Consider the following 21,076-nt stretch of genomic DNA (forward strand, 5'->3'; position numbering starts at 1 on the left):
GGCCTGGGCTTACAGGAACCGCGCAGGAATGGCGCTGTAGAACGGATACATGGGGAAGTAGGGCTTGGCCTCTGTTAGCACGCGCTGCACCGAGGGCCGGTCCATGAGGCGCCCGAAATAGGTTCGCAGGTGTGCCAGCGGCTCGGGGAAGGGCTCCAGCGTGTGGGCATAGAAGAGCGCGGGGGCTGCGGCGCAATCGGCCATGCTGAAAGCGTGGCCGGTCACCCAGGGCCGTGTGGCCAACTGGGTGTCGAGTAGGCCGTAGGCGGTCTGTAGTGTGGCCCGCAGGCCACTCGTGTCGCCTTTGGCGCCACGCAGATGGTCCAGCACGATGTCCTGCATGGGCTCGTGCACATAGCTGTCCACAATGCGATCCCACAGCCGCACCTGCAGCGCGTCATTAGCGTCCTGCGGAATCAGCGGTGGCCGGGCCGCGAACGGGTCCAGGTACTCAATGATGATGGACGACTCGGGCACCGTGCGCTGGCGCTCATGGTCCCGCAACACGGGGAACTTGCGGAAGGGCCACAGGGCGCCCAGTTCGGCACGGTCGTCTTCTGCGCCAAGGTCGATGATGCGTGGTTCAAACGCAACCTCGCGCTCGTACAGCGCGACCAGAACCTTGTGGCAGTACGAGGCCAAGGGGTGGTAGTACAGCGTCAGCGACATGGCGGTTAAGGCGTTTGCAGCAGGGACAGGTAGTCTTCCAGCACGTCGATGTTGCCGCTCCAGCCCTGGCGCATGCTGTCGTGGCTGGCGGCAAACAGGGCTTCTTCTTCCGCGCTGGCTTCGTGCGGTGCCCACACCAGCGTCATCAGCGTGCCGCCATCCTGCTCGGTCAGCGTGGTGGTGGAGTGGGTGTACATGGGCCAGCCCGCCGCCCAGGGGTTGCGCGTGGCGCCGCCCTGGGGGTCGGAAAAGCACTGGATCAGCACCAGCTTTTCGGGCGCCCGCAGTTCGCGGAACAGCCATTTGCCCCAGAGCTCCATGCCGCCTTCGACCTTCATCGCATAGTGGTAGGTGCCGCCCTCCCGAAAGTCCAGCTGGCTGTGCGTGATGGTGCTGCCCTTGGGGCCCAGCCAGTGCTGCAGGTGCTCGGGCGAGGAATACACCTCCCACACCAGCTGGCGCGGGGCTTTGAGCAAACGGGAAATGGTGAAGGGAGCGTGGGTTGTCATTGGGGTTCCTCACTGGATGGGGGTTGCAGGGTGGCTAGGTAATCTTCCAGGCGGTCCAGCCGCTCTTCCCAGTGTTGGCGGTACTGGGCCACCCAGTCGGCGGCCTCGCGCAGGGGCTGGGCTTCGAGCTTGCAGGGGCGCCACTGGGCCTGGCGGCTCTGGCTGATCAGGCCGGCACGCTGCAGCACCTTGAGGTGCTTGGTCACCGCGGGCGCGCTCATGGCAAAGGGCTTGGCCAGGTCGCTGACTGAGCTTTCACCGGTGGATAGGCGCGCCAGAATGGCCCGGCGGGTCGGGTCGGCCAGGGCGGCAAAGGTGGAGCTGAGGGCGTCTTGCATGTCTTTAATTAACCAGTTGGTAAATTAAAAAAGAAAAAAAGGGCGGTGTCAAGCCGCCGGGCGTTTGCTCTCCGGCGTGGTGCCGCGGATGTGGCGCTGGTTGTTGCAAAAGTCGTGGCTGATGGCCAGGTTCTCCAGGTGGCTGCTGCCGCCCTCGCTGCGCGGGATGATGTGCTCTAGCGTGGCGTCGGCGTGGGCCACGTGCTCGCCGCAGATCCAGCAGGGCACCTGGCCATGCAGCTGGCGGGCTACGGTGCGGTAGATCTTTTCGCGGGTCAGGGACAAGGCGGTCATAGATAAGGGGGTGAAGGGGCTTAAAAAAAGACAGATTTTCGTCCCCGCATCGTAATTGTTCAGCGGTGGACGGTCTGGTTTGCGCGGGGTTGGGGACTCCGGTGCAATGCTGCTATGACCTTCCATCACACCCTGCGCACTTGGTGGCGCCAGCGACGCGCCCCCCCTACTGTCAGCGTCATGCCCCTGTTGGCGCACCGCTCACTGCGCGCCGTATTCCAGCCCTTGGTCGATTTACAAAGTGGCGCCATCGTGGGGCATGAGGCCCTGGCGCGTGCACCTTTCACGCAACCCGACCTGACGGTGGAACGCATGCTGCAGGCCTCTCAGGAGGAGCACTGCCTGAAAAATTTTGAGCTGGCGTGTGTCGAACTGGCTTTTGAACATTGGGTAGAGAGTGAAGCACGCGGTCAACTTTTTGTGAATCTGAGCGCGGTCACGCTGGTGCTGCTGCACAGCTCGGATTTGAGTGGCCTGATACTGGAGCGCATGCGCAAATACGGCATACCGGCGCGCCGGTTAGGCGTGGATGTGACTGACTACGGCTTGGTGCCTGACCTGGATGTGTTGGCGGCGGCCTTGAAGCCGTTGCGCGCGGCCGGGGTGATGGTGGCGCTGGATGACTTCAAACCTTCAGACCGGGGCATGCAGGTCTGGGGCAAGATCTTGCCCAACGTGGTGAAGCTGGCTCCGCGCTGGACACACAACCTGGCCAACGAGCCCCAGCAGGGCAGAACGGTGGAGAGCCTGGTACGCCTAATGCGCAAGCACGACAGTCTGCTGGTGGCCAAGGCGGTGGAGTCAGAGGACACGTTGCGCGCCGCGGCCCGCCTGGGGGTGCATTGGGCGCAGGGCTACTTTTTGGGAAGCCCGGACAGCGCTCCTTGCCAGCAGCTCAACCTGCGGGCTCGCCAAGTGCTGCGCCAAGTAGCGTGAGCGCCTGCCTGGGCTTCAGGTGGGCCCCAAATCGTGCAGCACCTGTAGCAGCTCGCCAATGCTGGCGTTGAGGTGGTTCACGCCATCCTCGCGCTGGCTACGGGCAAAGGCATGCCAGGTGTCGATCTGCAGAATCTCCAGTTTGCCGTAGGAAATTTTGAGCCAGCCCTGCTGCGCCAGTTGCTGCACGTACTCGGAAAACAGCGTGCGGGATACACCGCACAAGGACGCCAGCGTGGTCTGCGCGATGGGAATCTCCACCCCCTCGCCAAAGCCTATGGTTGGGGGCCGGTCAGACTTGTAGGCCAGTGCCTCGGCAAACTGGGCCAGGCCCATCACCACGCGCAGGCAGGGGTTGCCCAGCTTCATGAGGGTCAGCGTCTCCGACGTTTTTTGCACCCGCCAGGCCATGAGCTTGGCCACGTAGCGCGCAAAGTGCGGCTCTTGCACGAACAGTGCGTCAAAGGTGGCAGCAGGCAGTGTCAGGACTTCGGTGGACGTCAGGCACACATAGTCCGCAAAGCTGGGCTTGCGGTTGATGATGGACTGCTCACCATACCATGCCCCTTTGCCATAGATGGACAGGGGCGTGGTCTCTGAATTGGTGGTGGAAATGGAGGCCGACACCAGGCCGCCGATGATGTAGTGCCAGTGGCCCACCTCGCTGCCCTTGGACCAGATCTTGCGCCCGGCGTCAAAGGATTGCACCTTCACCAGTGTGGCCGTCTGCGCGGCCACGATGTCGCTCAGGCCGAGCTTGCGCAGGCGCTGGAGGATGTAGCTTTTGGCGGGCATGGCTCAGGGAGCGGGGTGGGCGGCAAAATGGTCGAAACTGGCCCAGGGGCCGGACAGCACCGTGCCCTGGCCGTCCACTACGCGAAGGCCCGCCGTGGCTTCGATGCGGCCCACACGCGTTACCGGCGTGTGGCTGGCCTGCGCCGCGGCTTGTACGGCCGCGGCCCGGGAGGGTGGCGCGGTGAACACCAACTCATAGTCATCGCCACCGGCCAGCACGCACTGCAACAGCTGCGCAGCGGGTATTTGAGAGGAAAAAAGGCCACTAGCCCCCGTGGGATATGCGCCAGCAGCTAGCAAATGCATAGCAACATCGGCCTCCAGCGTAGCGCCCACACCGCTTTGCGCCAGGATGTGGCCCAGGTCACCGAGCAGGCCGTCGCTCACATCGGCCGCGGCGCTGGCCAGCTTGCGCAGGGCCAGGCCCAGCGCCACACGCGGCGTGGGTTGCTCCAGCCGTTGGCGGGTTTGTGCCAGCAGGGCGGGCGGCAGGTGGACCTTGCCTTGCAGGCATTGCAGTGCCAAAGCAGCATCGCCCAGGGTGCCGCTCACGTACACGTCGTCGCCCGCCTGGGCGCCGCTGCGCAGCAGGGCCTGGCCGGGCGGCACTTCGCCAAACACGGTGATGCAGATGTTGAGCGGGCCGCGTGTGGTGTCGCCGCCCACCAGTGCACAGCTATGGGCATCGGCCAGGGCGAACAGGCCTTCGGAGAATGGCTGCAGCCAAGCGGCATTGGACTCGGGCAGCGCCAGCGCCAGGGTAAAGCCCATCGGGCGGGCGCCGCAGGCGGCCAGGTCGCTGAGGTTGACCGCCAGCGTCTTGTGACCCAGCGTGCGCGGATCGACATCGGGGAAGAAGTGGCGGCCACTGACCAACATGTCGCTGCTCACCGCCCATTGCATGCCGGGGGAAGGCCGCAGTAGCGCGCAGTCGTCGCCCACGCCCAGCGCCACGCCGACGCCCAGCGCCCGTCCGGGGCGCTGGAAGTAGCGCGCAATCAGCTCAAACTCGCCCAGATCGGCCACGCTAGGTACCTGTTGCCATCAGGCCGCGGGTTCGCGTGCGGGCCAGAAGAAACTCAGCGGGGCCTGGCGCAGGCGGGCAAACACGGCGCCCTGGATGCGGGTGCGGCCCACGCCCGACACGTTGTGCGCACGCAGCGCCACACGGAAGGCAAAGTAAAAACTCACCCCCACATTGAGCACGCCGATCAGCGGAATGCTGGCCACCGCCCACCACAGGGCAGGCAACTTCACCACGTCCCAACCCAGGCTGGCGCAGGCGGCGCCCAGTTGCCCGGTAGACAGGGTGACGTGGCGAACGTCCAGTGCTAGGCCCAGAAACGCCAGAATGGGCGGTACTAGGCCGAGCATGAAGCCCAGCGAGATATTGGCCGCCAGGCCTGAGATGTTGTGCCGCATGAAGTGCGCCCAGCGGTCGGCCCGCGCGGTGCCCAGCCACGCTGTGATGCGCGGGTTGTAGCGGATGGCAGAGTCCAGCCGGTGCAGCACAAACCAGTTTTCCACCCATCCGGCGATGATGCTGCAGGCAAACAGCAGCACGCCGGTGAAGGCCGCAAACAGCAGGCAGGGCCCCAGCAACGAGAGCGAGTGCAGCACGTAGTGCGCTTTCTCCTCGTTGATCATCGGTTGGCCCAGCGTGTACTGCATGGCCACCGACAAGCCGATGGCCACCGGAAACACCATGGTCACGTTGCCCAGCACCGCCGCCACCTGCGAGCGCACCAGATGCGTCACCTCATCCACAAAGGCGCCCAGCGCGGTGTCGTCCGAGATGTCCTTGAGCTTGGCCGCCATGGCCGGGGCCGTCATGGCGGGTTGTTTGGTGGCCAGCGTGTAGTGCATGAGCTGGATCAGCACAAAGCTAGCCGCGTAAACCACGCCCGACCACATGCCAAACCAGAAGGCCGACAGGCCAAACGCCATCAGGCCGAACTTCATGAGGGTGGTGAGCGCGGTGAGCGCGCCACCACCGGCGGCATCGCCCAGCATCTCGCGGTATTCGGCGCGGGTGCGGGTGATGTAGTGCTCGCCCGTCTCGCTGCTGCGCTCGGCCACCTTGGCCGCCAGCAGCGACGAGTTGGACGCGACCAGTGCACCGATGCTGCGCTGCTCCTGGCTCACGCTGGCCAGGTGCGAGACCAGGCGCGCGCCGGCGTGGTGGGTGTCGTCGTCCAGCAGGCAGTCCAGCAGGGCGCGCACGCGCAGCACACGCTCGCGCAACTGGCGCAGGCGGAACACTAGGTCCACCGAAATACCATGCGCGTCAAGGTGGGTGTAGACCGAGGCTGCGGCGTGGCGGCAGGCCTCCAGCCGGGTGCGGAACTGCTGCACAGCGTCGTGGGTGTCTTCGCCTGCTAGCCAGGCATCGCGCACGGCATCCAGGTCTGCGTCCAAGCGGTGGAAGGGGCTGGCATCGCGTGCTGGCACGCTCATGCGCAGGCGAATCTCGGGTGAAAACCCGGCCGCACGGATCTGGCTGGTACAAAACGTCATCGCGTCCAGCAGGGTGCTTTGCCAGTGGGTGAGTTGCGGGCGCAGGGCCGCGTGGTGGCCCACGGCGGGTGTACCCAGCAGCGCGGCCAGGCGCCGCAATGTGGGCACGGGCAGGGCGGCCAGCCATTGGGCGTCGTGTTCGCCGTCCAGCACCAGGCCAAACAGCTCAGAGGCGTCGCTGGTCTCTGGCGTGGCGGGCAGCAGCTTGTGGTGCAGGCGCTCCACAAATTCGCTGACAAAGGCGTTGCGCGAGGCAAAACCGTAGTCCGACAGCAGGGTGCTGCCGTCCACCGTGTGCAGCAGGGCCCGCCACCACACTTGCAACGTCTCGGTGGTTGCGGGGCGGGCGTCCAGCACGTCCAGCAGCAGCTCCACGCGGCCCACCGCGGCATCAGCGCCGTCGTTGTGGCCGCGTATCCAATCCAGCAGGGCAATCAGCCAGACATGGCGCTCCACCAGTCCGGCTGCTGGATCCAGCGTGTCGAGCAGTGTGGCGATATCGCCGCTGGCGCTGCGCGCGGCCATCAGTGCAGGGTGCGGGAGCCACCCGCGTCACTCAAGGCATCCAGCACAAACATGGGGATGGTGACGTCAAACTTCTCGCCATCCTCGGCCACGCAGAAAAAGCTGCCGTGCATGGTGCCGGTGGGCGTGCGCAGCCGGGTGCCGCTGGTGTACTCAAACGCCTGGCCGGGCTTGAGCAGGGGCTGTTGGCCCACCACACCCAGGCCCTTGACCTTTTCGGTGTGGCCATTGGCGTCGTTGACGTTCCAGGTGCGCGAGATCAGCTGCGCGGTCACGTCGCCCGTGTTGGTAATGGTGATGGTGTACGCAAACACGTACAGGTCATCGGCGGGTGCAGACTGGTCGGGGAGGTATTGGGGGGCAACTTCCACCAGAAATTCGTATTTGGCCATGGGCCAATGCTACCTGCGAAAATGATAGTCTTGTCAACCCTCTTTCCAAGCCCCCGCCATGACGTACCGCATTGCTCCTTCCATCCTGTCTGCCGACTTCGCCCGCCTGGGGGAAGAGGTCAAAAACGTGATCGCCGCAGGCTCCGACTGGATCCACTTTGACGTCATGGACAACCATTACGTGCCCAACCTGACCTTCGGCCCCATGATCTGCAACGCCTTGAAGCCGCATGCCAAGACGGCGGCAGGTGTTGCTGTGCCGATCGATGTGCACCTGATGATTTCGCCGGTGGACGCGCTGGCCGCCAGCTTTGCCGAGGCGGGTGCCGATTACATCAGCTTTCACCCCGACGCCTCGGGCCACGTGCATCGCAGCATCCAGGCCATCAAGTCCAAGGGCGTGAAGGCAGGGCTGGTGTTCAACCCGGCCGAGCCGCTGGATGTGCTGGACTGGGTGATTGAGGACATCGACCTGATCCTGATCATGAGTGTGAACCCCGGTTTTGGGGGGCAGAGTTTCATCGACTCGGCGCTACGCAAGATCGAAGACGTGCGCAAACGCATCACCGCCAGCGGCAAGGACATCCGCCTGGAGGTGGACGGCGGCATCAAGACCGACAACATCCGCCGCGTGGCCGACGCCGGCGCCGACACCTTTGTGGCGGGCAGTGCCATCTTTGGCAAGCCCGATTACAAGGATGTGATCGACGCCATGCGTGTAGCGCTGCAGGGTTGACCGGGATTGACCGCGCCCTTGCCACCCGTGGAATCGCCTCGCCCCCCTGCGCACTGGTTTAGCGCGGTCATGGGCGAGGGGGGCGCCCACCGCCGGGTGCGCGTGGCCATGTACAGCACGCTGCTGCTGTTGGCTATTTTGGCCACGGTGCGGGTGGTTCGCTTGGGGCAGGCGGAACAGGTGCGCCAGCTGGATATGGACATCATCCGCGTGGCCGCGGAGCAAAGTGCCATCACCCAGCGCCTGGGCGTGCAGGCGGCCCGATTGGCCTTGCACCCGCTGGAACCTTTCGCGGCCAATCCGTTGTCAGACACGCTGATCCTTTCGCAGGTGCAGGCGCAGCACCTGGAAGACCTGCTGGCACAGCAAGCGCCCTTGCAATCTCTGGCGGGTACTGCGCTGCTGCAAGCGCAACTGCGCTGGCAGCGCAGCCGCGTAGGCCTATGGAACGATGTCAAGGCGGTGCTGCTGCAGGCCTCATTGCATGACGCGCAAGCCCTCGTCCAGGCGCTGGATGTGCTGCAGGCAGAGTTGGAGCAGTCGCTGCTGGCCAGCGGCGACCTGGTGGTGCAGGTGCAGAACACAGCGGTTGAGCGCAGCCGGGATGCGGTGCGCATGATGCGGTGGTTGACCGGCGGTGCGCTGCTCTTGTTTGTGTTGCTGGGGCTGTGGCTGGTGGAGCCCACCGCACGTGCAGTGCGCCGCCAGTACCGCACGCTGGCCAGCCAGACGGACCGACTCAAGCGCCTGGCCATGGTGGCCGAGCTCAGCTCCAACGCCATGGCCGTGACCGACGAGAACCACCGCGTGATCTGGGTCAACGAAGCCTTTACCGAGCTCACCGCTTACATGCCGGCGCGGGCTCAGGGCCGTCGCATTGGCACCTTGCTGAAAGCCCGCAGTGCTGACCCCGAGCGTTTCGCCGAATTCAGCGAAGCGCTGCGGGATGGGCGGGGCATCAAGCGCGAGATGCGTATCAGCATCAAGGGCACCGAGGTGGGCTGGGTGCTGGTGGACATGCAACCCATCAACGATGAGCGGGGTACGCTGAGCGGCTGGGTGCTGGTGGCCACCGACCTGACCGCCGTGCGCCAGCAGCAGCAACTGCTGTCGTTGGCGGTAGACGGGGCAGGCCTGGGCATCTGGCACTGGGACATGGTGCCTGACACCATCCACTGCAACCTGCGCATGCATACCATCCTGGGCTATGAGCCCGGCGAGATGGACATGGCAGCGACCTTCTGGAATGAATTGATCCACCCGGAAGACCGCGATCACTGGCGACAGTCGATGCGCCAGCATCTGCAGAACCCCTCGGTGCCGCACCGCTTGGCTGTGCGAGCCCGCCACCTCAGTGGCCGCTGGGTCTGGATCATGTTTGCCGGCACCGTGGCCGACCGCAGCCCGCAAGGCCGCGCCGTGCGCATGGCCGGTGTGGCCATGGATGTGAACGCCCAAAAGGCCATGGAGCAGCAGCTGCGCGTGGCCGCCCGCACCGATGGCCTGACCCAGCTGCCCAACCGTGCGGTAGTGGTGGACATGATCCGCGCCGCCATCGAGCGCCACAAGGCGCAGCCGGGCTACCACTTTGCCGTGCTCTTTATGGACTTTGACCGCTTCAAGCAGGTCAACGACACGCTTGGCCACAGCGTGGGCGACGAACTGCTGCGCCAGATTGCACGCCGCCTGCAAGACAGCCTGCGCCCGGGCGATAGTTTTGTGCACACCAGCGACTTTCAGCAGATCGCGGCCCGCATTGGCGGCGACGAGTTTGTCGTATTGCTGGACGACATGCGTGGCGACCTGGATGCCGAGATCGTGGCCAGCCGCTTGCTCGATGTGCTGGCCGTGCCCTACACGGTGGATACGCACCGCATCAGCTCCACGGTCAGTATCGGCATCGTGACCAGCACCCACGCCGAGCTGGACGCCGACAGCGTGCTGCGCGATGCCGACATTGCCATGTACGAGGCCAAGCGCGCCGGGCGCGCCCGTTACGTGCTGTTCGAGCCCTCCATGCGCTCAGATGTCAGTGCCTCGGTGGCGCTGGAAAACGACCTGCGCCAGGCCCTGCCCAACGGCGAGATTTTTGTGCAGTACCAGCCCGTGGTGCACCTGCCAGGCAATACCGTGGCGGGTATCGAGGCGCTGGCCCGCTGGCGCCATCCGCAGCGCGGCTTAGTGTCGCCGGCCGACTTCATTCCGCTGGCCGAGGCCTGCGGCCTCATCGACGCGGTGGGGCAGTTTGTGCTGCACCAGGCCTGCCGCACGTTTGAACTGCTGCAACACCAGCTGGGCCCCATGGCGCCGCCTGTGGTGGCGGTGAACCTGTCGCGCGCGCAGTTGCGCCAACCGCGGCTGGTGGCCGACATCCAGGAGGCGCTGCGCGACACCGGCATGTCGCCCCACCAGCTGGTGCTGGAGGTGACCGAAAGCCTGGCCGCGCAGGACGCGACGGTACAGCACACCCTGCGCGAAATCCGCGCGCTGGGTGTGGGCCTGGCGTTGGACGACTTTGGCACCGGTTACTCCTCACTCTCCTGTCTGCACGAGCTACCGGTGAACACCGTGAAGATTGACCGCTCCTTTGTCAGCCAGGCCAGCGACAGCGAATACCACCGCGTATTGATTGAAGCCACGCTGCGCATGGCGCACACACTGGGGCTGGGCACCGTGGCCGAGGGCATTGAAACGCCCGAACAGGCGCGGCTGATGGCCTCGTTGGGCTGCGCCGAAGGCCAGGGCTACCTGTTTGCCAAACCCATGGACGTGGCCCCGCTGGTGATGTGGATACAGTCTGGCCCCCACCCTCTCTGACACTTTTTGATGACCCTGAACACCTTGCCCTGGGCCCTGCCCGCATTCGACGCCGCCATCGTGGACCTGGACGGCACCCTGGTCGACACCCTGGGTGATTTTGTGGAGGCGTTGCAGCGCATGCTGGGCGATTTGCCCACGCCCTACCGCGACTTTGCGGTGGACCGCGCGTTGGTGGAGCGTCTGGTGGGCAAGGGCTCTGAAAACTTGATAAAAAGCCTTCTAGCCCTCGTGGAATGTGCGCCAGCAGCTACGAATTCAGGAGCAATTTTCTATACGGCCTGGACCAGCTATCAGCGCCACTACCCTGATGTGAACGGTCGCTATTCCGGCGTCTACCCCGGCGCACTGCAAGGGCTGGCGCAGTGCCAGGCTGCGGGCCTGCGCCTGGCCTGCGTGACCAACAAGCCCACGGCGTTTGCCCAGGCGCTGCTGGCGGACAAGGGGTTGGATGGGTTTTTTCTGCACACCATTGGTGGCGACGCCGTGGCGCGCAAAAAGCCTGACCCCATGCCCCTGCTGCATGCCTGTAGCTTGCTGGGCAGCACCCCTGCACGCACGCTGATGGTGGGGGATTCGAGCAACGACGCCCAGGCCGCGCGCGCGGCGGGTTGCCCGGTGTTGCTGGTTAGCTATGGCTACAACCATGGCGAGCCCATCACTGCAGTGGATGCAGACGCATTTGTCGATAGGCTCGCCGATTTGCCCTGGCAGGCTTGAAGTACCCGGGGGTCTAGGCCCCCAGTTTGAATACCGCCACCAGTGCCACCAGGTCCTGCGCCTGAGACTTCAGGCTGCTGGCCGCAGCAGCCATTTGTTCCACGAGGGCCGCGTTTTGCTGGGTGGCCTGGTCGATTTGCGAGACCGCCTCACTCACCTGGGTCACGCCGGTGTTTTGCTCCGTGCTGGCAGCGCTTATTTCGCCCATCATGTCGGTCACGCGGCGAATGGCGTCCACCACCTCGCTCATGGTGCTGCCAGCCCGGTCCACCAGGGCGGTACCTTGTTCCACGCGCTCCACACTGGTGCTGATGAGTTGCTTGATTTCCTTGGCGGCCTCGGCGCTGCGGCCGGCCAGGGCCCGTACCTCGCTGGCCACTACCGCAAAGCCACGGCCTTGTTCACCCGCACGGGCCGCCTCCACTGCCGCGTTCAGCGCCAGGATGTTGGTCTGGAAGGCAATGCCATCGATGACGCTGATGATGTCGGAAATGCGGTTGGAGGACTCGTTGATCCCCTTCATGGTGTGCACCACTTGCGAGACCACCTCGCCACCTTGCATGGCCACGCTGGAGGCGTTGGTGGCCATCTGGTTGGCTTGGCGGGCACTGTCGGCGCTGCGGCTTACGGTGGCGCCCAGCTCTTCCATGCTGGCGGCGGTTTCCTGCAGGGCGCTGGCCTGTTGCTCGGTGCGTGCCGAGAGGTCGTGATTGCCCTGGGCAATCTCGGAGCTGGCCAGCGCCACCCCATGGGAGCCCTCGCGCACCTTGGTCACCAGCAGGGATAGGCTGGCCTGCATGGTTTGCAGCGAGGTCATCAGCGCGGCCACCTCATCGCGCCCCTGGATGTGCAGCTGCGAGGTCAGGTCGCCATTGGCCACTTTGTCGGCCACAGTCACGGCTTCGCTGAGCGGACGCACAATCTGGCGACTCAACCAGATGCTGCCGGCCAGTCCGGCCAGCGTGACCAGAATCATCACGCCATAGGCCATCTGGCTGCCACGCAAGGCCTCGGCACTGGCGGCTTCCGAGGCGGTTTTTTCCTTGTGGGACAGTTGGACGCGCAATTCGCCTAGTAGAGCGACGGCATCGCGGTCTTTGCCGCGGGCTGCCTTGTCACCCGCCTGAAAGTCCATGCCACTGGCCTTGTAGTCTTCCAAGCCCTTTTGGTAGCCCTGGGCAGCGGTCTGCATGGCTGAAGCCAATTTCTGGGCTGTGGCCTTGCTTTCACCCTCTTCCAGCATGGTGTTGAGCGTCTGGAGCCCCTCGCCTACGGATTTCATTTCCTTCAAGTGGGCGGCCCAGTACTTGTCCAGGTCCTGCTGCTCCTTGCCGCGCAACAGCACGTTTTTCCACTCTTGGATGGCAGTGGCAAAGTCGCCGGCAATGTCGGCCGCCTTCTTGTTGGCCGCCACGTGGCGCAGCACCTCTACCCTGTAGGTGTCGACTGCGTGGTTGAGCTGGGTGATGCCAAACAGCCCGCCCACAAAAAGCAGCGCCAGGGCTACCGCGAATGCCAGAGGCAGTTTGAGACTGAGCTTCATAGCGAAATCCTTTGCGTGGGGGCGACTGGATACAGCAAGCACTCACAGACTACAAGGATTGGCGGTCTGTGTCATCCCTTCATGTGTGAAATGAGAGGGCGCAAAAAAGCCTGCCGTGGTGCGAACCGGGCAGGCTGGTTGTGGACCGCTGCAGTGCGCGGCGCCGGGGGAGGGCGGTTTACTTTATGCCGAGCAGGGCATCCTTGAGCTTGAAGTCAGCAGGGGAGGTTCCGAACCAGATGGACATGATGGCCTTGAAGAATTCGGGCTCCTTGAAGGGTTCGCCCTGCACCTTGCCCTTGGCCGTAACGACCATACCGGTGCCGGGAATCCAGTCCAGCAGGATGATGTCGCCGGGCATCAGCGCCTTGTTGACCGTGAAGATGTCTCCCATGCGGATCAGGCCGGGCACGAGCTTGGACATCTCGTTCTTGGGCACGTTGTCTTCCACGCCGCGGGTCAGCAGTTTGCCGAAGGGGCCGGCCTCAATTTCGCGCAAAAAGGTCATGGTCAGACGTTTGGGGCCGGGTGCGGCGACCAATTCTTCCAGCGAGCCGACTTTTTGGGTGGTGTAGAGCTCACCCACATAGACCTTGAAGATGGCCTTGTAGCGCACACCTGCACCATTCAGTTGCAGTTTGGTGCCCGCCACGGTGGCGGAGTCTTCGACCTTCACGCCAAAGATGTCCTGGGTGGCGGCGAGGGTGGAGGTTGCCAGCACCAGCGAAGTCAGGCCAGCAAGCAGGGATTTGGGGAGTGTCATGGGAGAGGAGTCCTTAAAAAGGAACGATCGTTCGTTTTTGATGGTGGAATTGTCCAAGGTTCCCGCCTGGTGTGCATCAGGGTTTTTGCGGGTGACGTGAAATTTGGTGCGTCAGACTGGGGCTGCGGGGTTTGCTACACTGCACCCATGTTTATCCACCACATCAGCAGATTGGGTCTTAGCGACCGGGGAGCCTGGCCCTGGCGTACCTCGTCTGTTGTGCCTGGGCTCTAACACCTGCCGGCCGCCACCTTTGGCGGCCAACGCGCACGGTTCCTGAGCTTTGCGCGGTCAAGTGGCACGGATTCCCCCTCCGATCTATTGCGCGCACCCTTTGTGGCTGCAGCCCCGGCTGCCAGCAACCAAATGACAGTGTGATTTGAGAGGCCCCGCCCCCATGACCGAATCCGAGTTCCAAGCCCTGCGCACGCAAGGTTTCAACCGCATCCCTTTGACCACCCAGGCCTTTGCCGACCTGGAAACCCCACTTTCCCTGTACCTGAAACTGGGCCGTGCTGATGGCGCCACCGAACCTGCTGCCAACAGCTTTTTGCTGGAATCGGTGGTGGGGGGTGAGCGTTTTGGCCGCTACAGCTTTATTGGCCTGCCCGCGCGCACCCTTCTGCGTGCCAGCGGCTTTGGCGCAGATGCCCGTACCGAGGTGGTGACCGACGGCGTGGTGGTAGAAACCTCTACCGCCAACCCGTTGGACTTCATCGCCCAGTACCAGCAGCGCTTCAAGGTGGCGTTGCAGCCCGGCATGCCGCGCTTTTGCGGCGGCTTGGCCGGTTACTTTGGCTACGACGCGGTGCGTTACATCGAGAAAAAGCTGCAAAGCACCTGCCCGCCCGACGAGCTGGGCACGCCCGACATCCTGCTGCTGCAGTGTGAAGAACTGGCTGTCATCGACAACCTGTCGGGCAAGCTGCACCTGATGGTCTATGTGGACCCGGCTACGCCCGATGCCTATGCTGCGGGCCAGGCGCGCCTGACCGAGCTGAAAGCCAAGCTGGCGCAGGCGGTGAGTGCACCCGACATCAAGCCCTCGCAGAGCTTTGAGGCCCAGCGCGACTTTGCCAAGGCTGACTACATTGCCGCCGTGGAGCGCGCCAAGGAGATGATTGCCGGCGGCGACTTCATGCAGGTGCAGGTGGGCCAGCGCATCAAGAAGCGCTTCACCGCCTCCCCCTTGAGCCTGTACCGCGCGCTGCGCACGCTGAACCCCAGCCCTTACATGTACTTCTACAACTTTGGCGACTTCCACGTGGTGGGCGCGTCGCCGGAGATTCTGGTGCGCCAGGAGCAAATCACCGTGGGCGGCCAGGCCGCCACCAAGGTGACGATTCGCCCTCTGGCGGGCACCCGCCCGCGTGGCGCCACACCCGAGTTGGACAAGGCCGCCGAACATGAGCTGATCGAGGATCCCAAAGAGCGCGCCGAGCACGTGATGCTGATCGACCTGGCACGCAACGACATTGGCCGCATCGCGCAGATTGGCTCGGTCAAGGTAACCGATGCGTTCTGCGTGGAACGCTACAGCCATGTCATGCACATCGTGAGCAATGTGGAAGGCACGCTAAACCCCGGCATGACCAGCATGGATGTGCTCAAAGCCACCTTCCCCGCCGGCACGCTGACCGGCGCGCCCAAGGTGCACGCCATGGAGGTGATTGACCAGCTCGAACCCATCAAGCGCGGCATCTATGGCGGCGCCTGTGGCTACCTGAGCTACGCGGGCGACATGGACGTGGCGATTGCCATCCGCACCGGCATCATCAAGGACCAAATGCTGTACGTGCAGGCCGCTGCTGGCGTGGTGGCTGACAGCGTGCCCGAGCTGGAATGGAAGGAAACCGAGGCCAAGGCGCGTGCGCTGCTGCGCGCGGCCGAGCTGGTGGAGGAGGGCCTGCAATGAGCGTCAGCGTCCAAATCAAACACTGCTGCAGCACGGCCGACCTGCTGAAAACCGCCTGTCGCGCCCTGATGGGCGCATCCCCAGCATTTGAGCGCCGGGAGTTTGCCCGCCTGCGCCAAGGAGAGACCGCATGAAACTCGTGATGATCGACAACTACGACAGCTTCACCTTCAACATCGTCCAGTACTTTGGTGAACTGGGCGCCGAGGTGGAGGTGTACCGCAACGACGAGATCACGCTGGAGGCGATTGCTGCGCGCCAGCCCGACCGTTTGGTGGTGTCACCCGGCCCATGCTCCCCCGCAGAGGCTGGTATCTCGGTGGCGGCCATTCAGCACTTCATGGGCAAGCTGCCCATCCTGGGTGTTTGCCTGGGTCACCAGAGCATTGGCGCCGCGCTGGGCGGCAAGATCATCCGTGCGCAGGAGCTCATGCACGGCAAGACCAGCGTAATCACCACCACGCAAGAGGGCGTGTTTGCCGGTCTGCCGCCGCAGTTCACCGTGAACCGCTACCACTCGCTGGCGATTGAGCGTGCCAGCTGCCCCAAAGAACTGGCGGTGACCGCGTGGACGGATGATGGCGAAATCATGGGCGTGCGCCACAGCGGCCTGCCGTTTGCGCAGCGCATGGAGGGCGTGCAGTTCCACCCGGAAAGCATCCTCACTGAGCACGGCCACGCCATGCTGAAAAACTTTCTGCAATGAGGCCCGCCATGACCGTTGATTTGCGCAGTGACACCGTCACCCAACCCACCGCCGCCATGCGCGACGCCATGTTCGCCGCGCCCCTGGGCGACGACGTGTATGGCGATGACCCCAGCGTCAACGCGCTGCAGGACAAGATTGCCGCGTTGCTGGGCTTTGAGGCCGCCCTGTTCATGCCCACGGGCACGCAGAGCAATCTGTGCGCCATCCTGGCCCACTGCCAGCGCGGGGACGAGTACATCGTGGGCCAGATGGCTCACACCTACCGCTGGGAAGGTGGCGGTGCCGCGGTGCTGGGCAGCGTGCAGCCGCAGCCGCTGAACCACCAGCCCGATGGTTCGCTGGCGTTGGCCGATATCGAGGCCGCCATCAAACCCGACGACGCCCACTTTGCCCGCACTCGCCTGCTGGCGCTGGAAAATACCTGGGGCGGCAAGCTGCTCCCCTTCAGCTATGTGCAGGCCGCGACCGACTTGGCGCGCAGCAAGGGCCTGGCTCGGCATCTGGACGGCGCCCGTCTGTTCAATGCCGCGGTAGCGCAAGCCGCCGAGCGCGGCACCGACGCTTATGCCGAGGCCAAGGCGATTGCCCAGTGCTTTGACAGCGTATCTGTCTGCTTCAGCAAGGGCTTGGGCGCACCCGTGGGCTCGGCCCTGTGCGGCAGCAAGGAATTGATTGCCCGCGCCGTGCGCCTGCGCAAGATGGCCGGTGGCGGCATGCGCCAAGCCGGTTTTCTGGCCGCGGCCGCCAGCTACGCGCTGGACCACCATGTGAGCCGCCTGGCGGATGATCACGCGCTGGCACGCCGTCTGGCCGATGGCCTGGCGGGTATCGACGGTCTGGTGGTGGAGGCGCCTCAGACCAACATCGTGTTTGTGGACCTGGAGGGCGCGGCGCGCGCGCGCGCCAACGACCTGCTGGCCCACCTGGCCGCCCATGGGGTGCGCGGCAACGGGCTGTACCGCCTGCGCTTTGTCACCCATCTGGATGTGGATGCGGCCGGCGTGGACCACGCCATTGCCAGCATCCGCCAGTTTTTTGCCAACACGGCGTAGGGGCAGACCATGGCACTCGACCAACTCCTGCTGTTCATGGCGGCCGGCGTGCTGCTCAACCTCACGCCCGGGCCGGACGTGCTCTACATCGTGACCCACGCGCTGCGCCGCGGCGCGCGCGCCGGTATGGTGGCGGCGCTGGGCATCACTGCAGGCTGCTTTGTGCACATCTTTGCGGCCGCCGTGGGCGTGAGCGCGCTGATGGCTGCGTCTGCCACGGCATTCACGATCCTGAAGTGGGCAGGCGCTGCGTATCTGGTCTATGTGGGCCTGCGCCTGCTGCTGGTCAAAGGCGGGTCTGCTATGCAATTGGGAGCTGCTGGCGCAGACTCTACGGGGGCTGCAGGCCAGAATGACTTAAAGAGTGTCTTTCTGCGCGGCTTCTGGACCAATGTGCTCAACCCCAAGGTGGCGCTGTTCTTTCTGGCCTTTGTGCCGCAGTTCATCGCGCCTAGCGTGGAGAACAAGCCGCTAGCCTTTCTGTTGCTGGGCCTGCTGTTCAACTTCAATGGCCTGTGGGTGAACCTGGGCTGGGCCGTGGCGGCCGCCTGGCTGGCCCGCCGCGCCGGCGTGGTGCAAAAGAGCATGAATTGGTTGGACCGCATCGCTGGCGCGATGTTTGTAGGATTCGGAATCAAACTGGCGCTGACCGCAGCGCCTAAGGCTTAAGGACATGGACATGACCCAAACCGCCAAAATCACCCCGCAGGAAGCCCTGCAGCGCACCATCGAGCACCGCGAGATTTTTCACGACGAGATGCTGCACCTGATGCGCCAGATCATGTCCGGCGAGATGTCGCCCGTCATGATGGCCGCCTTGATCACGGGCTTGCGCGTCAAAAAAGAGACCATCGGCGAGATCACCGCCGCCGCGCAGGTGATGCGCGAGTTTTCCACCAAAGTGGAAGTGGCCGACAAAACCCATTTGGTGGACATCGTAGGGACCGGCGGTGATGGCTCGCACACCTTCAATATCTCCACCTGCAGCATGTTCGTGGCGGCGGCCGCGGGTGCCAAGGTCAGCAAGCACGGCGGGCGCAGCGTCAGCAGCAAGAGCGGCAGCGCCGATGTGCTGGAAGCCCTGGGCCTGAACATCAACCTCAAGCCCGAGCAGATCGCCCAGTGCATTGCCGAGCAGGGCATTGGCTTCATGTTTGCACCCAACCACCATCCCGCCATGAAAAACGTGGCGCCGGTGCGCAAGGAGATGGGCGTGCGCACCATCTTCAACATCCTGGGCCCGCTGACCAACCCGGCTGGTGCGCCCAACATCCTCATGGGCGTGTTCCACGCCGATCTGGTGGGAATCCAGGTGCGCGCGCTGCAGCGCCTGGGCGCCGAGCACGCCATCGTGGTTTATGGACGCGATGGCATGGACGAGGTGAGCCTGGGCGCCGGCACCATGGTGGGTGAGCTCAAGGACGGCGAGATTCGCGAGTACGAGATTCACCCCGAGGACTTTGGCATGGTCATGGCCAGCAACCGGTCGCTGAAGGTGGAAACCGCCGAGGACTCGCGTGCCATGCTGCTGGGCGTGCTGAACAACCAGGCCGGCCCGGCCAAGGACATCGTGATCCTCAACGCCGGCGTGGCGCTGTACGCGGCCAATGTGGCAAAAACCATGGAAGCCGGCATTGCACTTGCGCGGGCAGCTATCGAATCAGGAGCGGCAAAAGCCAAGCTCGACGCTTTGGTGGCACTCTCTGCCCGCCTGGCCCACTAGGAAATCTTATGAGCGACATTCTGGACAAAATCGTAGCCGTCAAACACCAGGAGGTGGCCGCGGCCCGCAAGCGCAAGCCGCTGGACGTGGTGCGCGCCGACGCCGAATCGCGCGTGCTGACGCGTGACTTTGTGGGCGCCTTGCGCGCCAAGATCGCCGCTGGCCAACCCGCTGTGATTGCCGAAGTCAAAAAAGCCAGCCCGTCCAAAGGCGTGCTGCGTGAAGACTTCATTCCGGCCGATATCGCACAAAGCTATGCTGAATATGGGGCTGCGTGCTTGTCAGTGCTTACTGACGTGCAGTTCTTTCAGGGTGAGATCGATTACCTGAAGCAAGCCCGCGCCAGCTGCCAGTTGCCCGTGCTGCGCAAGGATTTCATGGTCGACGCCTACCAAATCTATGAGTCGCGCGCCATGGGGGCCGACGCCATCCTGCTGATCGCCGCCTGCCTGGACGATGCGCAAATGCGCGACTTTGAAGCCATTGCCCGCAGCCTGGATATGGCGGTGCTGGTGGAGGTGCACGACCAACCCGAGCTAGAGCGCGCCCTGAAGCTCAAGACGCCGCTGATCGGCATCAACAACCGCAATCTGAAGACCTTCGAGGTCTCGTTGGACACCACGCTGGCGCTCAAAGCCATGGTGCCGGCCGACCGCCTGCTGGTGACCGAAAGCGGCATCCACACCCGTGAAGACGTATTGCGCATGGGCGCGGCCGGCGTCAATGCCTTCCTCGTGGGCGAGGCCTTCATGCGTGCCCCCGAGCCCGGTGAGGCGCTTGCCGCGCTGTTCGGTTAAGCCCATGGCGGACCAGTTGCAAAGCGCCGATCCCGTGGCCTGGCCTGTAGCACCGGGTTGGCAGTCGTTAGTGGATGGCTTTTTTGAAGGCCAGGCGGGGCAGGGCCTGCTGCAGTTCCTGCAAGAACGTCTTGGCGCGGGCGCCGTTGTATTCCCGCCCCAGCCGCTGCGCGCGCTGGAGCTGACACCGCCCGAAGCCGTGCGCGTGGTCATCTTGGGGCAAGACCCGTACCACGGGCGCGGGCAGGCCGAGGGGTTGGCGTTCTCGGTGGCACCGGGCGTCGCGTTTCCGCCCTCCCTGCGCAATATCTTCAAGGAGCTGCAGCGCGACCTGGGCACACTGCCGCCCGCCTTTCCGCAGCCCGGCGGCAGCCTGGTGAAGTGGGCGCAAAAGGGAGTTTTGCTGCTCAACACCTGCCTGACGGTGGAGGAGGGGCAGCCCGCCAGCCACTCGGGCAAAGGCTGGGAGGTGCTAACGGACGCGGTGATTCGCCAGGTCTCGCAAGAAGCCCAACCTGCGGTGTTCATGCTGTGGGGCGCCCATGCCCAAAGCAAGCGCGCGCTGATTGATGCCAGCCGCCATCTAGTGCTGACGGCCAACCACCCCTCGCCCCTGTCAGCGCTGCGCCCGCCCATCCCCTTCATCGGCTGCGGGCACTTCTCGCAGGCCCGTGCCTGGCGCGAGCAGCACGGCACCGTCTAAATGCAAATTTGTGTGCAAGTTCATGACGAAGGCAAATTAACGTGGCATAATCCGGGGTTCACCGAAGGAGAGGTGGCCGAGTGGTTAATGGCAGCAGACTGTAAATCTGCCCTCTTACGAGTACGCTGGTTCGAATCCAGCCCTCTCCACCAGTGATAAGTTGATTTTGGATGAGCCTCTGCGGGGTTCGTATAGTGGTAATACCTTAGCCTTCCAAGCTAAAGCGAGGAGTTCGATTCTCCTACCCCGCTCCACAGTTAGCTTATTGTTGGGTTGTGATTTAGATTTCTAAAGTTTGTCCACGGCAGACTTTTGCCCTTTTGGCTCAGTGGTAGAGCACTCCCTTGGTAAGGGAGAGGTCGCGGGTCCGATTCCCGCAAAGGGCACCATTTTTAAAGCGTTGCCGCTGGCATGTTGGTGATAGCGGTAGTGCGAATTTGATTGTTTTTAACTCATTACTTTTCGGAGCTGAGCATGGGTAAAGAAAAATTCACACGAACCAAGCCACACGTCAACGTAGGCACGATTGGCCACGTGGACCACGGCAAGACCACCTTGACTGCTGCTATCACCACCGTGCTGGCAGCCAAGTTCGGCGGCTCTGCCAAGGCGTACGACCAGAT

The 21,076-nt window shown here is 64.0% G+C and carries 23 protein-coding genes and 3 tRNA genes; 16 read left to right on the top strand and 10 right to left on the bottom strand.

What is annotated here, in order from left to right; genetic code table 11:
* Positions 1–9 precede the first annotated feature (9 nt).
* The 4 genes from AC1DZ5_RS14995 to AC1DZ5_RS15010 are packed head-to-tail and all read right to left on the bottom strand — an operon-like array spanning position 10 to position 1,810.
* Positions 10–669 carry a glutathione S-transferase family protein gene (locus AC1DZ5_RS14995; RefSeq protein WP_477890398.1) on the bottom strand — a complete coding sequence of 220 codons (660 nt, stop codon included), beginning with the start codon at positions 667–669 and terminating at the stop codon, positions 10–12.
* A 5-nt stretch (positions 670–674) separates the two neighbouring features.
* Positions 675–1,178, bottom strand: a complete 504-nt coding sequence (locus AC1DZ5_RS15000) for an SRPBCC family protein (protein ID WP_477890400.1) — start codon at positions 1,176–1,178, stop codon at positions 675–677.
* On the bottom strand, positions 1,175–1,516 hold the full coding sequence (locus AC1DZ5_RS15005) for an ArsR/SmtB family transcription factor (protein ID WP_477890402.1): 342 nt from the start codon (positions 1,514–1,516) through the stop codon (positions 1,175–1,177). The genes AC1DZ5_RS15000 and AC1DZ5_RS15005 overlap by 4 nt, the downstream gene beginning before the upstream one ends.
* A gap of 48 nt (positions 1,517–1,564) precedes the next feature.
* Positions 1,565–1,810 (bottom strand): HNH endonuclease, encoded by a 246-nt coding sequence (locus AC1DZ5_RS15010; RefSeq protein WP_477890404.1) that lies wholly within the window; start codon positions 1,808–1,810, stop codon positions 1,565–1,567.
* 114 nt (positions 1,811–1,924) lie between these two features.
* On the opposite strand from AC1DZ5_RS15010, the gene AC1DZ5_RS15015 reads away from it, so the two are divergent.
* Complete coding sequence (locus tag AC1DZ5_RS15015; RefSeq protein WP_477890406.1) at positions 1,925–2,746, top strand: EAL domain-containing protein; 822 nt, start codon at positions 1,925–1,927, stop codon at positions 2,744–2,746.
* A 15-nt stretch (positions 2,747–2,761) separates the two neighbouring features.
* Here the strand turns inward: AC1DZ5_RS15015 and AC1DZ5_RS15020 are convergent, their stop codons facing one another.
* The 4 genes from AC1DZ5_RS15020 to apaG are packed head-to-tail and all read right to left on the bottom strand — an operon-like array spanning position 2,762 to position 6,975.
* A complete protein-coding gene (locus tag AC1DZ5_RS15020; RefSeq protein WP_477890408.1) occupies positions 2,762–3,541 on the bottom strand; it encodes a Crp/Fnr family transcriptional regulator in 780 nt (259 codons plus the stop codon).
* A gap of 3 nt (positions 3,542–3,544) precedes the next feature.
* Complete coding sequence (thiL, locus tag AC1DZ5_RS15025) at positions 3,545–4,558, bottom strand: thiamine-phosphate kinase (protein WP_477890451.1); 1,014 nt, start codon at positions 4,556–4,558, stop codon at positions 3,545–3,547.
* 27 nt (positions 4,559–4,585) lie between these two features.
* Positions 4,586–6,583 (bottom strand): site-specific recombinase, encoded by a 1,998-nt coding sequence (locus tag AC1DZ5_RS15030; protein WP_477890410.1) that lies wholly within the window; start codon positions 6,581–6,583, stop codon positions 4,586–4,588.
* On the bottom strand, positions 6,583–6,975 hold the full coding sequence (gene apaG, locus AC1DZ5_RS15035) for a Co2+/Mg2+ efflux protein ApaG (RefSeq protein ID WP_477890412.1): 393 nt from the start codon (positions 6,973–6,975) through the stop codon (positions 6,583–6,585). The genes AC1DZ5_RS15030 and apaG overlap by 1 nt, the downstream gene beginning before the upstream one ends.
* A gap of 58 nt (positions 6,976–7,033) precedes the next feature.
* On the opposite strand from apaG, the gene rpe reads away from it, so the two are divergent.
* Genes rpe through gph form a run of 3 tightly spaced genes read left to right on the top strand, consistent with a single transcriptional unit; the run spans position 7,034 to position 11,248 of the window.
* On the top strand, positions 7,034–7,711 hold the full coding sequence (rpe, locus tag AC1DZ5_RS15040) for a ribulose-phosphate 3-epimerase (protein ID WP_477890414.1): 678 nt from the start codon (positions 7,034–7,036) through the stop codon (positions 7,709–7,711).
* Between the two features lie 27 nt (positions 7,712–7,738).
* A complete protein-coding gene (locus AC1DZ5_RS15045; protein ID WP_477890416.1) occupies positions 7,739–10,528 on the top strand; it encodes a putative bifunctional diguanylate cyclase/phosphodiesterase in 2,790 nt (929 codons plus the stop codon).
* 9 nt (positions 10,529–10,537) lie between these two features.
* Positions 10,538–11,248 (top strand): phosphoglycolate phosphatase, encoded by a 711-nt coding sequence (gene gph, locus AC1DZ5_RS15050; protein ID WP_477890418.1) that lies wholly within the window; start codon positions 10,538–10,540, stop codon positions 11,246–11,248.
* A 13-nt stretch (positions 11,249–11,261) separates the two neighbouring features.
* Here the strand turns inward: gph and AC1DZ5_RS15055 are convergent, their stop codons facing one another.
* The gene (locus AC1DZ5_RS15055; protein ID WP_477890420.1) at positions 11,262–12,791 is read right to left on the bottom strand and encodes a methyl-accepting chemotaxis protein; all 1,530 of its coding nucleotides are present in this window, start codon (positions 12,789–12,791) and stop codon (positions 11,262–11,264) included.
* A 178-nt stretch (positions 12,792–12,969) separates the two neighbouring features.
* Positions 12,970–13,554 (bottom strand): chalcone isomerase family protein, encoded by a 585-nt coding sequence (locus tag AC1DZ5_RS15060; protein ID WP_477890422.1) that lies wholly within the window; start codon positions 13,552–13,554, stop codon positions 12,970–12,972.
* A 397-nt stretch (positions 13,555–13,951) separates the two neighbouring features.
* Here AC1DZ5_RS15060 and trpE point away from each other — a divergent pair, with 397 nt between their 5' ends.
* The 12 genes from trpE to AC1DZ5_RS15120 form a co-directional block, all read left to right on the top strand.
* A complete protein-coding gene (gene trpE / locus AC1DZ5_RS15065; RefSeq protein WP_477890424.1) occupies positions 13,952–15,469 on the top strand; it encodes an anthranilate synthase component I in 1,518 nt (505 codons plus the stop codon).
* A complete protein-coding gene (locus AC1DZ5_RS15070) occupies positions 15,466–15,603 on the top strand; it encodes a hypothetical protein (RefSeq protein ID WP_477890426.1) in 138 nt (45 codons plus the stop codon). The genes trpE and AC1DZ5_RS15070 overlap by 4 nt, the downstream gene beginning before the upstream one ends.
* Positions 15,600–16,175, top strand: a complete 576-nt coding sequence (locus AC1DZ5_RS15075) for an aminodeoxychorismate/anthranilate synthase component II (protein WP_477890428.1) — start codon at positions 15,600–15,602, stop codon at positions 16,173–16,175. Before AC1DZ5_RS15070 ends, AC1DZ5_RS15075 begins: the two co-directional genes overlap by 4 nt.
* Before the next feature lie 8 nt (positions 16,176–16,183).
* Positions 16,184–17,230 (top strand): low-specificity L-threonine aldolase, encoded by a 1,047-nt coding sequence (gene ltaE / locus AC1DZ5_RS15080; protein ID WP_477890430.1) that lies wholly within the window; start codon positions 16,184–16,186, stop codon positions 17,228–17,230.
* A 9-nt stretch (positions 17,231–17,239) separates the two neighbouring features.
* The gene (locus AC1DZ5_RS15085) at positions 17,240–17,899 is read left to right on the top strand and encodes a LysE family translocator (protein ID WP_477890432.1); all 660 of its coding nucleotides are present in this window, start codon (positions 17,240–17,242) and stop codon (positions 17,897–17,899) included.
* Positions 17,900–17,909: 10 nt separating this feature from the next.
* Positions 17,910–18,953: an anthranilate phosphoribosyltransferase gene (gene trpD / locus AC1DZ5_RS15090; protein WP_477890434.1), complete on the top strand. Its 1,044-nt coding sequence runs from the start codon at positions 17,910–17,912 to the stop codon at positions 18,951–18,953.
* 8 nt (positions 18,954–18,961) lie between these two features.
* A complete protein-coding gene (gene trpC, locus AC1DZ5_RS15095; RefSeq protein ID WP_477890436.1) occupies positions 18,962–19,750 on the top strand; it encodes an indole-3-glycerol phosphate synthase TrpC in 789 nt (262 codons plus the stop codon).
* Positions 19,751–19,754: 4 nt separating this feature from the next.
* Entirely contained in the window at positions 19,755–20,453 is a 699-nt protein-coding gene (locus tag AC1DZ5_RS15100) for a uracil-DNA glycosylase (RefSeq protein WP_477890438.1), read from the top strand.
* 66 nt (positions 20,454–20,519) lie between these two features.
* A tRNA-Tyr gene (locus tag AC1DZ5_RS15105) sits at positions 20,520–20,605 on the top strand.
* 28 nt (positions 20,606–20,633) lie between these two features.
* Positions 20,634–20,707: transfer RNA gene (locus AC1DZ5_RS15110), tRNA-Gly, on the top strand.
* Between the two features lie 60 nt (positions 20,708–20,767).
* Positions 20,768–20,842 (top strand) — tRNA-Thr (locus AC1DZ5_RS15115).
* A gap of 85 nt (positions 20,843–20,927) precedes the next feature.
* Positions 20,928–21,076 (top strand): GTP-binding protein (locus tag AC1DZ5_RS15120; RefSeq protein ID WP_477890453.1); only part of this gene is annotated, 149 nt, incomplete at its 3' end.

It is taken from the genome of Rhodoferax sp. P1_F3 (assembly GCF_056405715.1).

Excerpts from the sequence above, each read along its gene's own strand:
- AC1DZ5_RS14995 (WP_477890398.1), bottom strand. The coding sequence starts at position 669 with ATGTCGCTGACGCTGTACTACCACCCCTTGGCCTCGTACTGCCACAAG.
- AC1DZ5_RS15000 (WP_477890400.1), bottom strand. The coding sequence starts at position 1,178 with ATGACAACCCACGCTCCCTTCACCATTTCCCGTTTGCTCAAAGCCCCG.
- AC1DZ5_RS15005 (WP_477890402.1), bottom strand. The coding sequence starts at position 1,516 with ATGCAAGACGCCCTCAGCTCCACCTTTGCCGCCCTGGCCGACCCGACC.
- AC1DZ5_RS15010 (WP_477890404.1), bottom strand. The coding sequence starts at position 1,810 with ATGACCGCCTTGTCCCTGACCCGCGAAAAGATCTACCGCACCGTAGCC.
- AC1DZ5_RS15015 (WP_477890406.1), top strand. The coding sequence starts at position 1,925 with ATGACCTTCCATCACACCCTGCGCACTTGGTGGCGCCAGCGACGCGCC.
- AC1DZ5_RS15020 (WP_477890408.1), bottom strand. The coding sequence starts at position 3,541 with ATGCCCGCCAAAAGCTACATCCTCCAGCGCCTGCGCAAGCTCGGCCTG.
- AC1DZ5_RS15030 (WP_477890410.1), bottom strand. The coding sequence starts at position 6,583 with ATGGCCGCGCGCAGCGCCAGCGGCGATATCGCCACACTGCTCGACACG.
- apaG (WP_477890412.1), bottom strand. The coding sequence starts at position 6,975 with ATGGCCAAATACGAATTTCTGGTGGAAGTTGCCCCCCAATACCTCCCC.
- rpe (WP_477890414.1), top strand. The coding sequence starts at position 7,034 with ATGACGTACCGCATTGCTCCTTCCATCCTGTCTGCCGACTTCGCCCGC.
- gph (WP_477890418.1), top strand. The coding sequence starts at position 10,538 with ATGACCCTGAACACCTTGCCCTGGGCCCTGCCCGCATTCGACGCCGCC.
- AC1DZ5_RS15055 (WP_477890420.1), bottom strand. The coding sequence starts at position 12,791 with ATGAAGCTCAGTCTCAAACTGCCTCTGGCATTCGCGGTAGCCCTGGCG.
- AC1DZ5_RS15060 (WP_477890422.1), bottom strand. The coding sequence starts at position 13,554 with ATGACACTCCCCAAATCCCTGCTTGCTGGCCTGACTTCGCTGGTGCTG.
- trpE (WP_477890424.1), top strand. The coding sequence starts at position 13,952 with ATGACCGAATCCGAGTTCCAAGCCCTGCGCACGCAAGGTTTCAACCGC.
- AC1DZ5_RS15070 (WP_477890426.1), top strand. The coding sequence starts at position 15,466 with ATGAGCGTCAGCGTCCAAATCAAACACTGCTGCAGCACGGCCGACCTG.
- AC1DZ5_RS15075 (WP_477890428.1), top strand. The coding sequence starts at position 15,600 with ATGAAACTCGTGATGATCGACAACTACGACAGCTTCACCTTCAACATC.
- ltaE (WP_477890430.1), top strand. The coding sequence starts at position 16,184 with ATGACCGTTGATTTGCGCAGTGACACCGTCACCCAACCCACCGCCGCC.
- AC1DZ5_RS15085 (WP_477890432.1), top strand. The coding sequence starts at position 17,240 with ATGGCACTCGACCAACTCCTGCTGTTCATGGCGGCCGGCGTGCTGCTC.
- trpD (WP_477890434.1), top strand. The coding sequence starts at position 17,910 with ATGACCCAAACCGCCAAAATCACCCCGCAGGAAGCCCTGCAGCGCACC.
- trpC (WP_477890436.1), top strand. The coding sequence starts at position 18,962 with ATGAGCGACATTCTGGACAAAATCGTAGCCGTCAAACACCAGGAGGTG.
- AC1DZ5_RS15100 (WP_477890438.1), top strand. The coding sequence starts at position 19,755 with ATGGCGGACCAGTTGCAAAGCGCCGATCCCGTGGCCTGGCCTGTAGCA.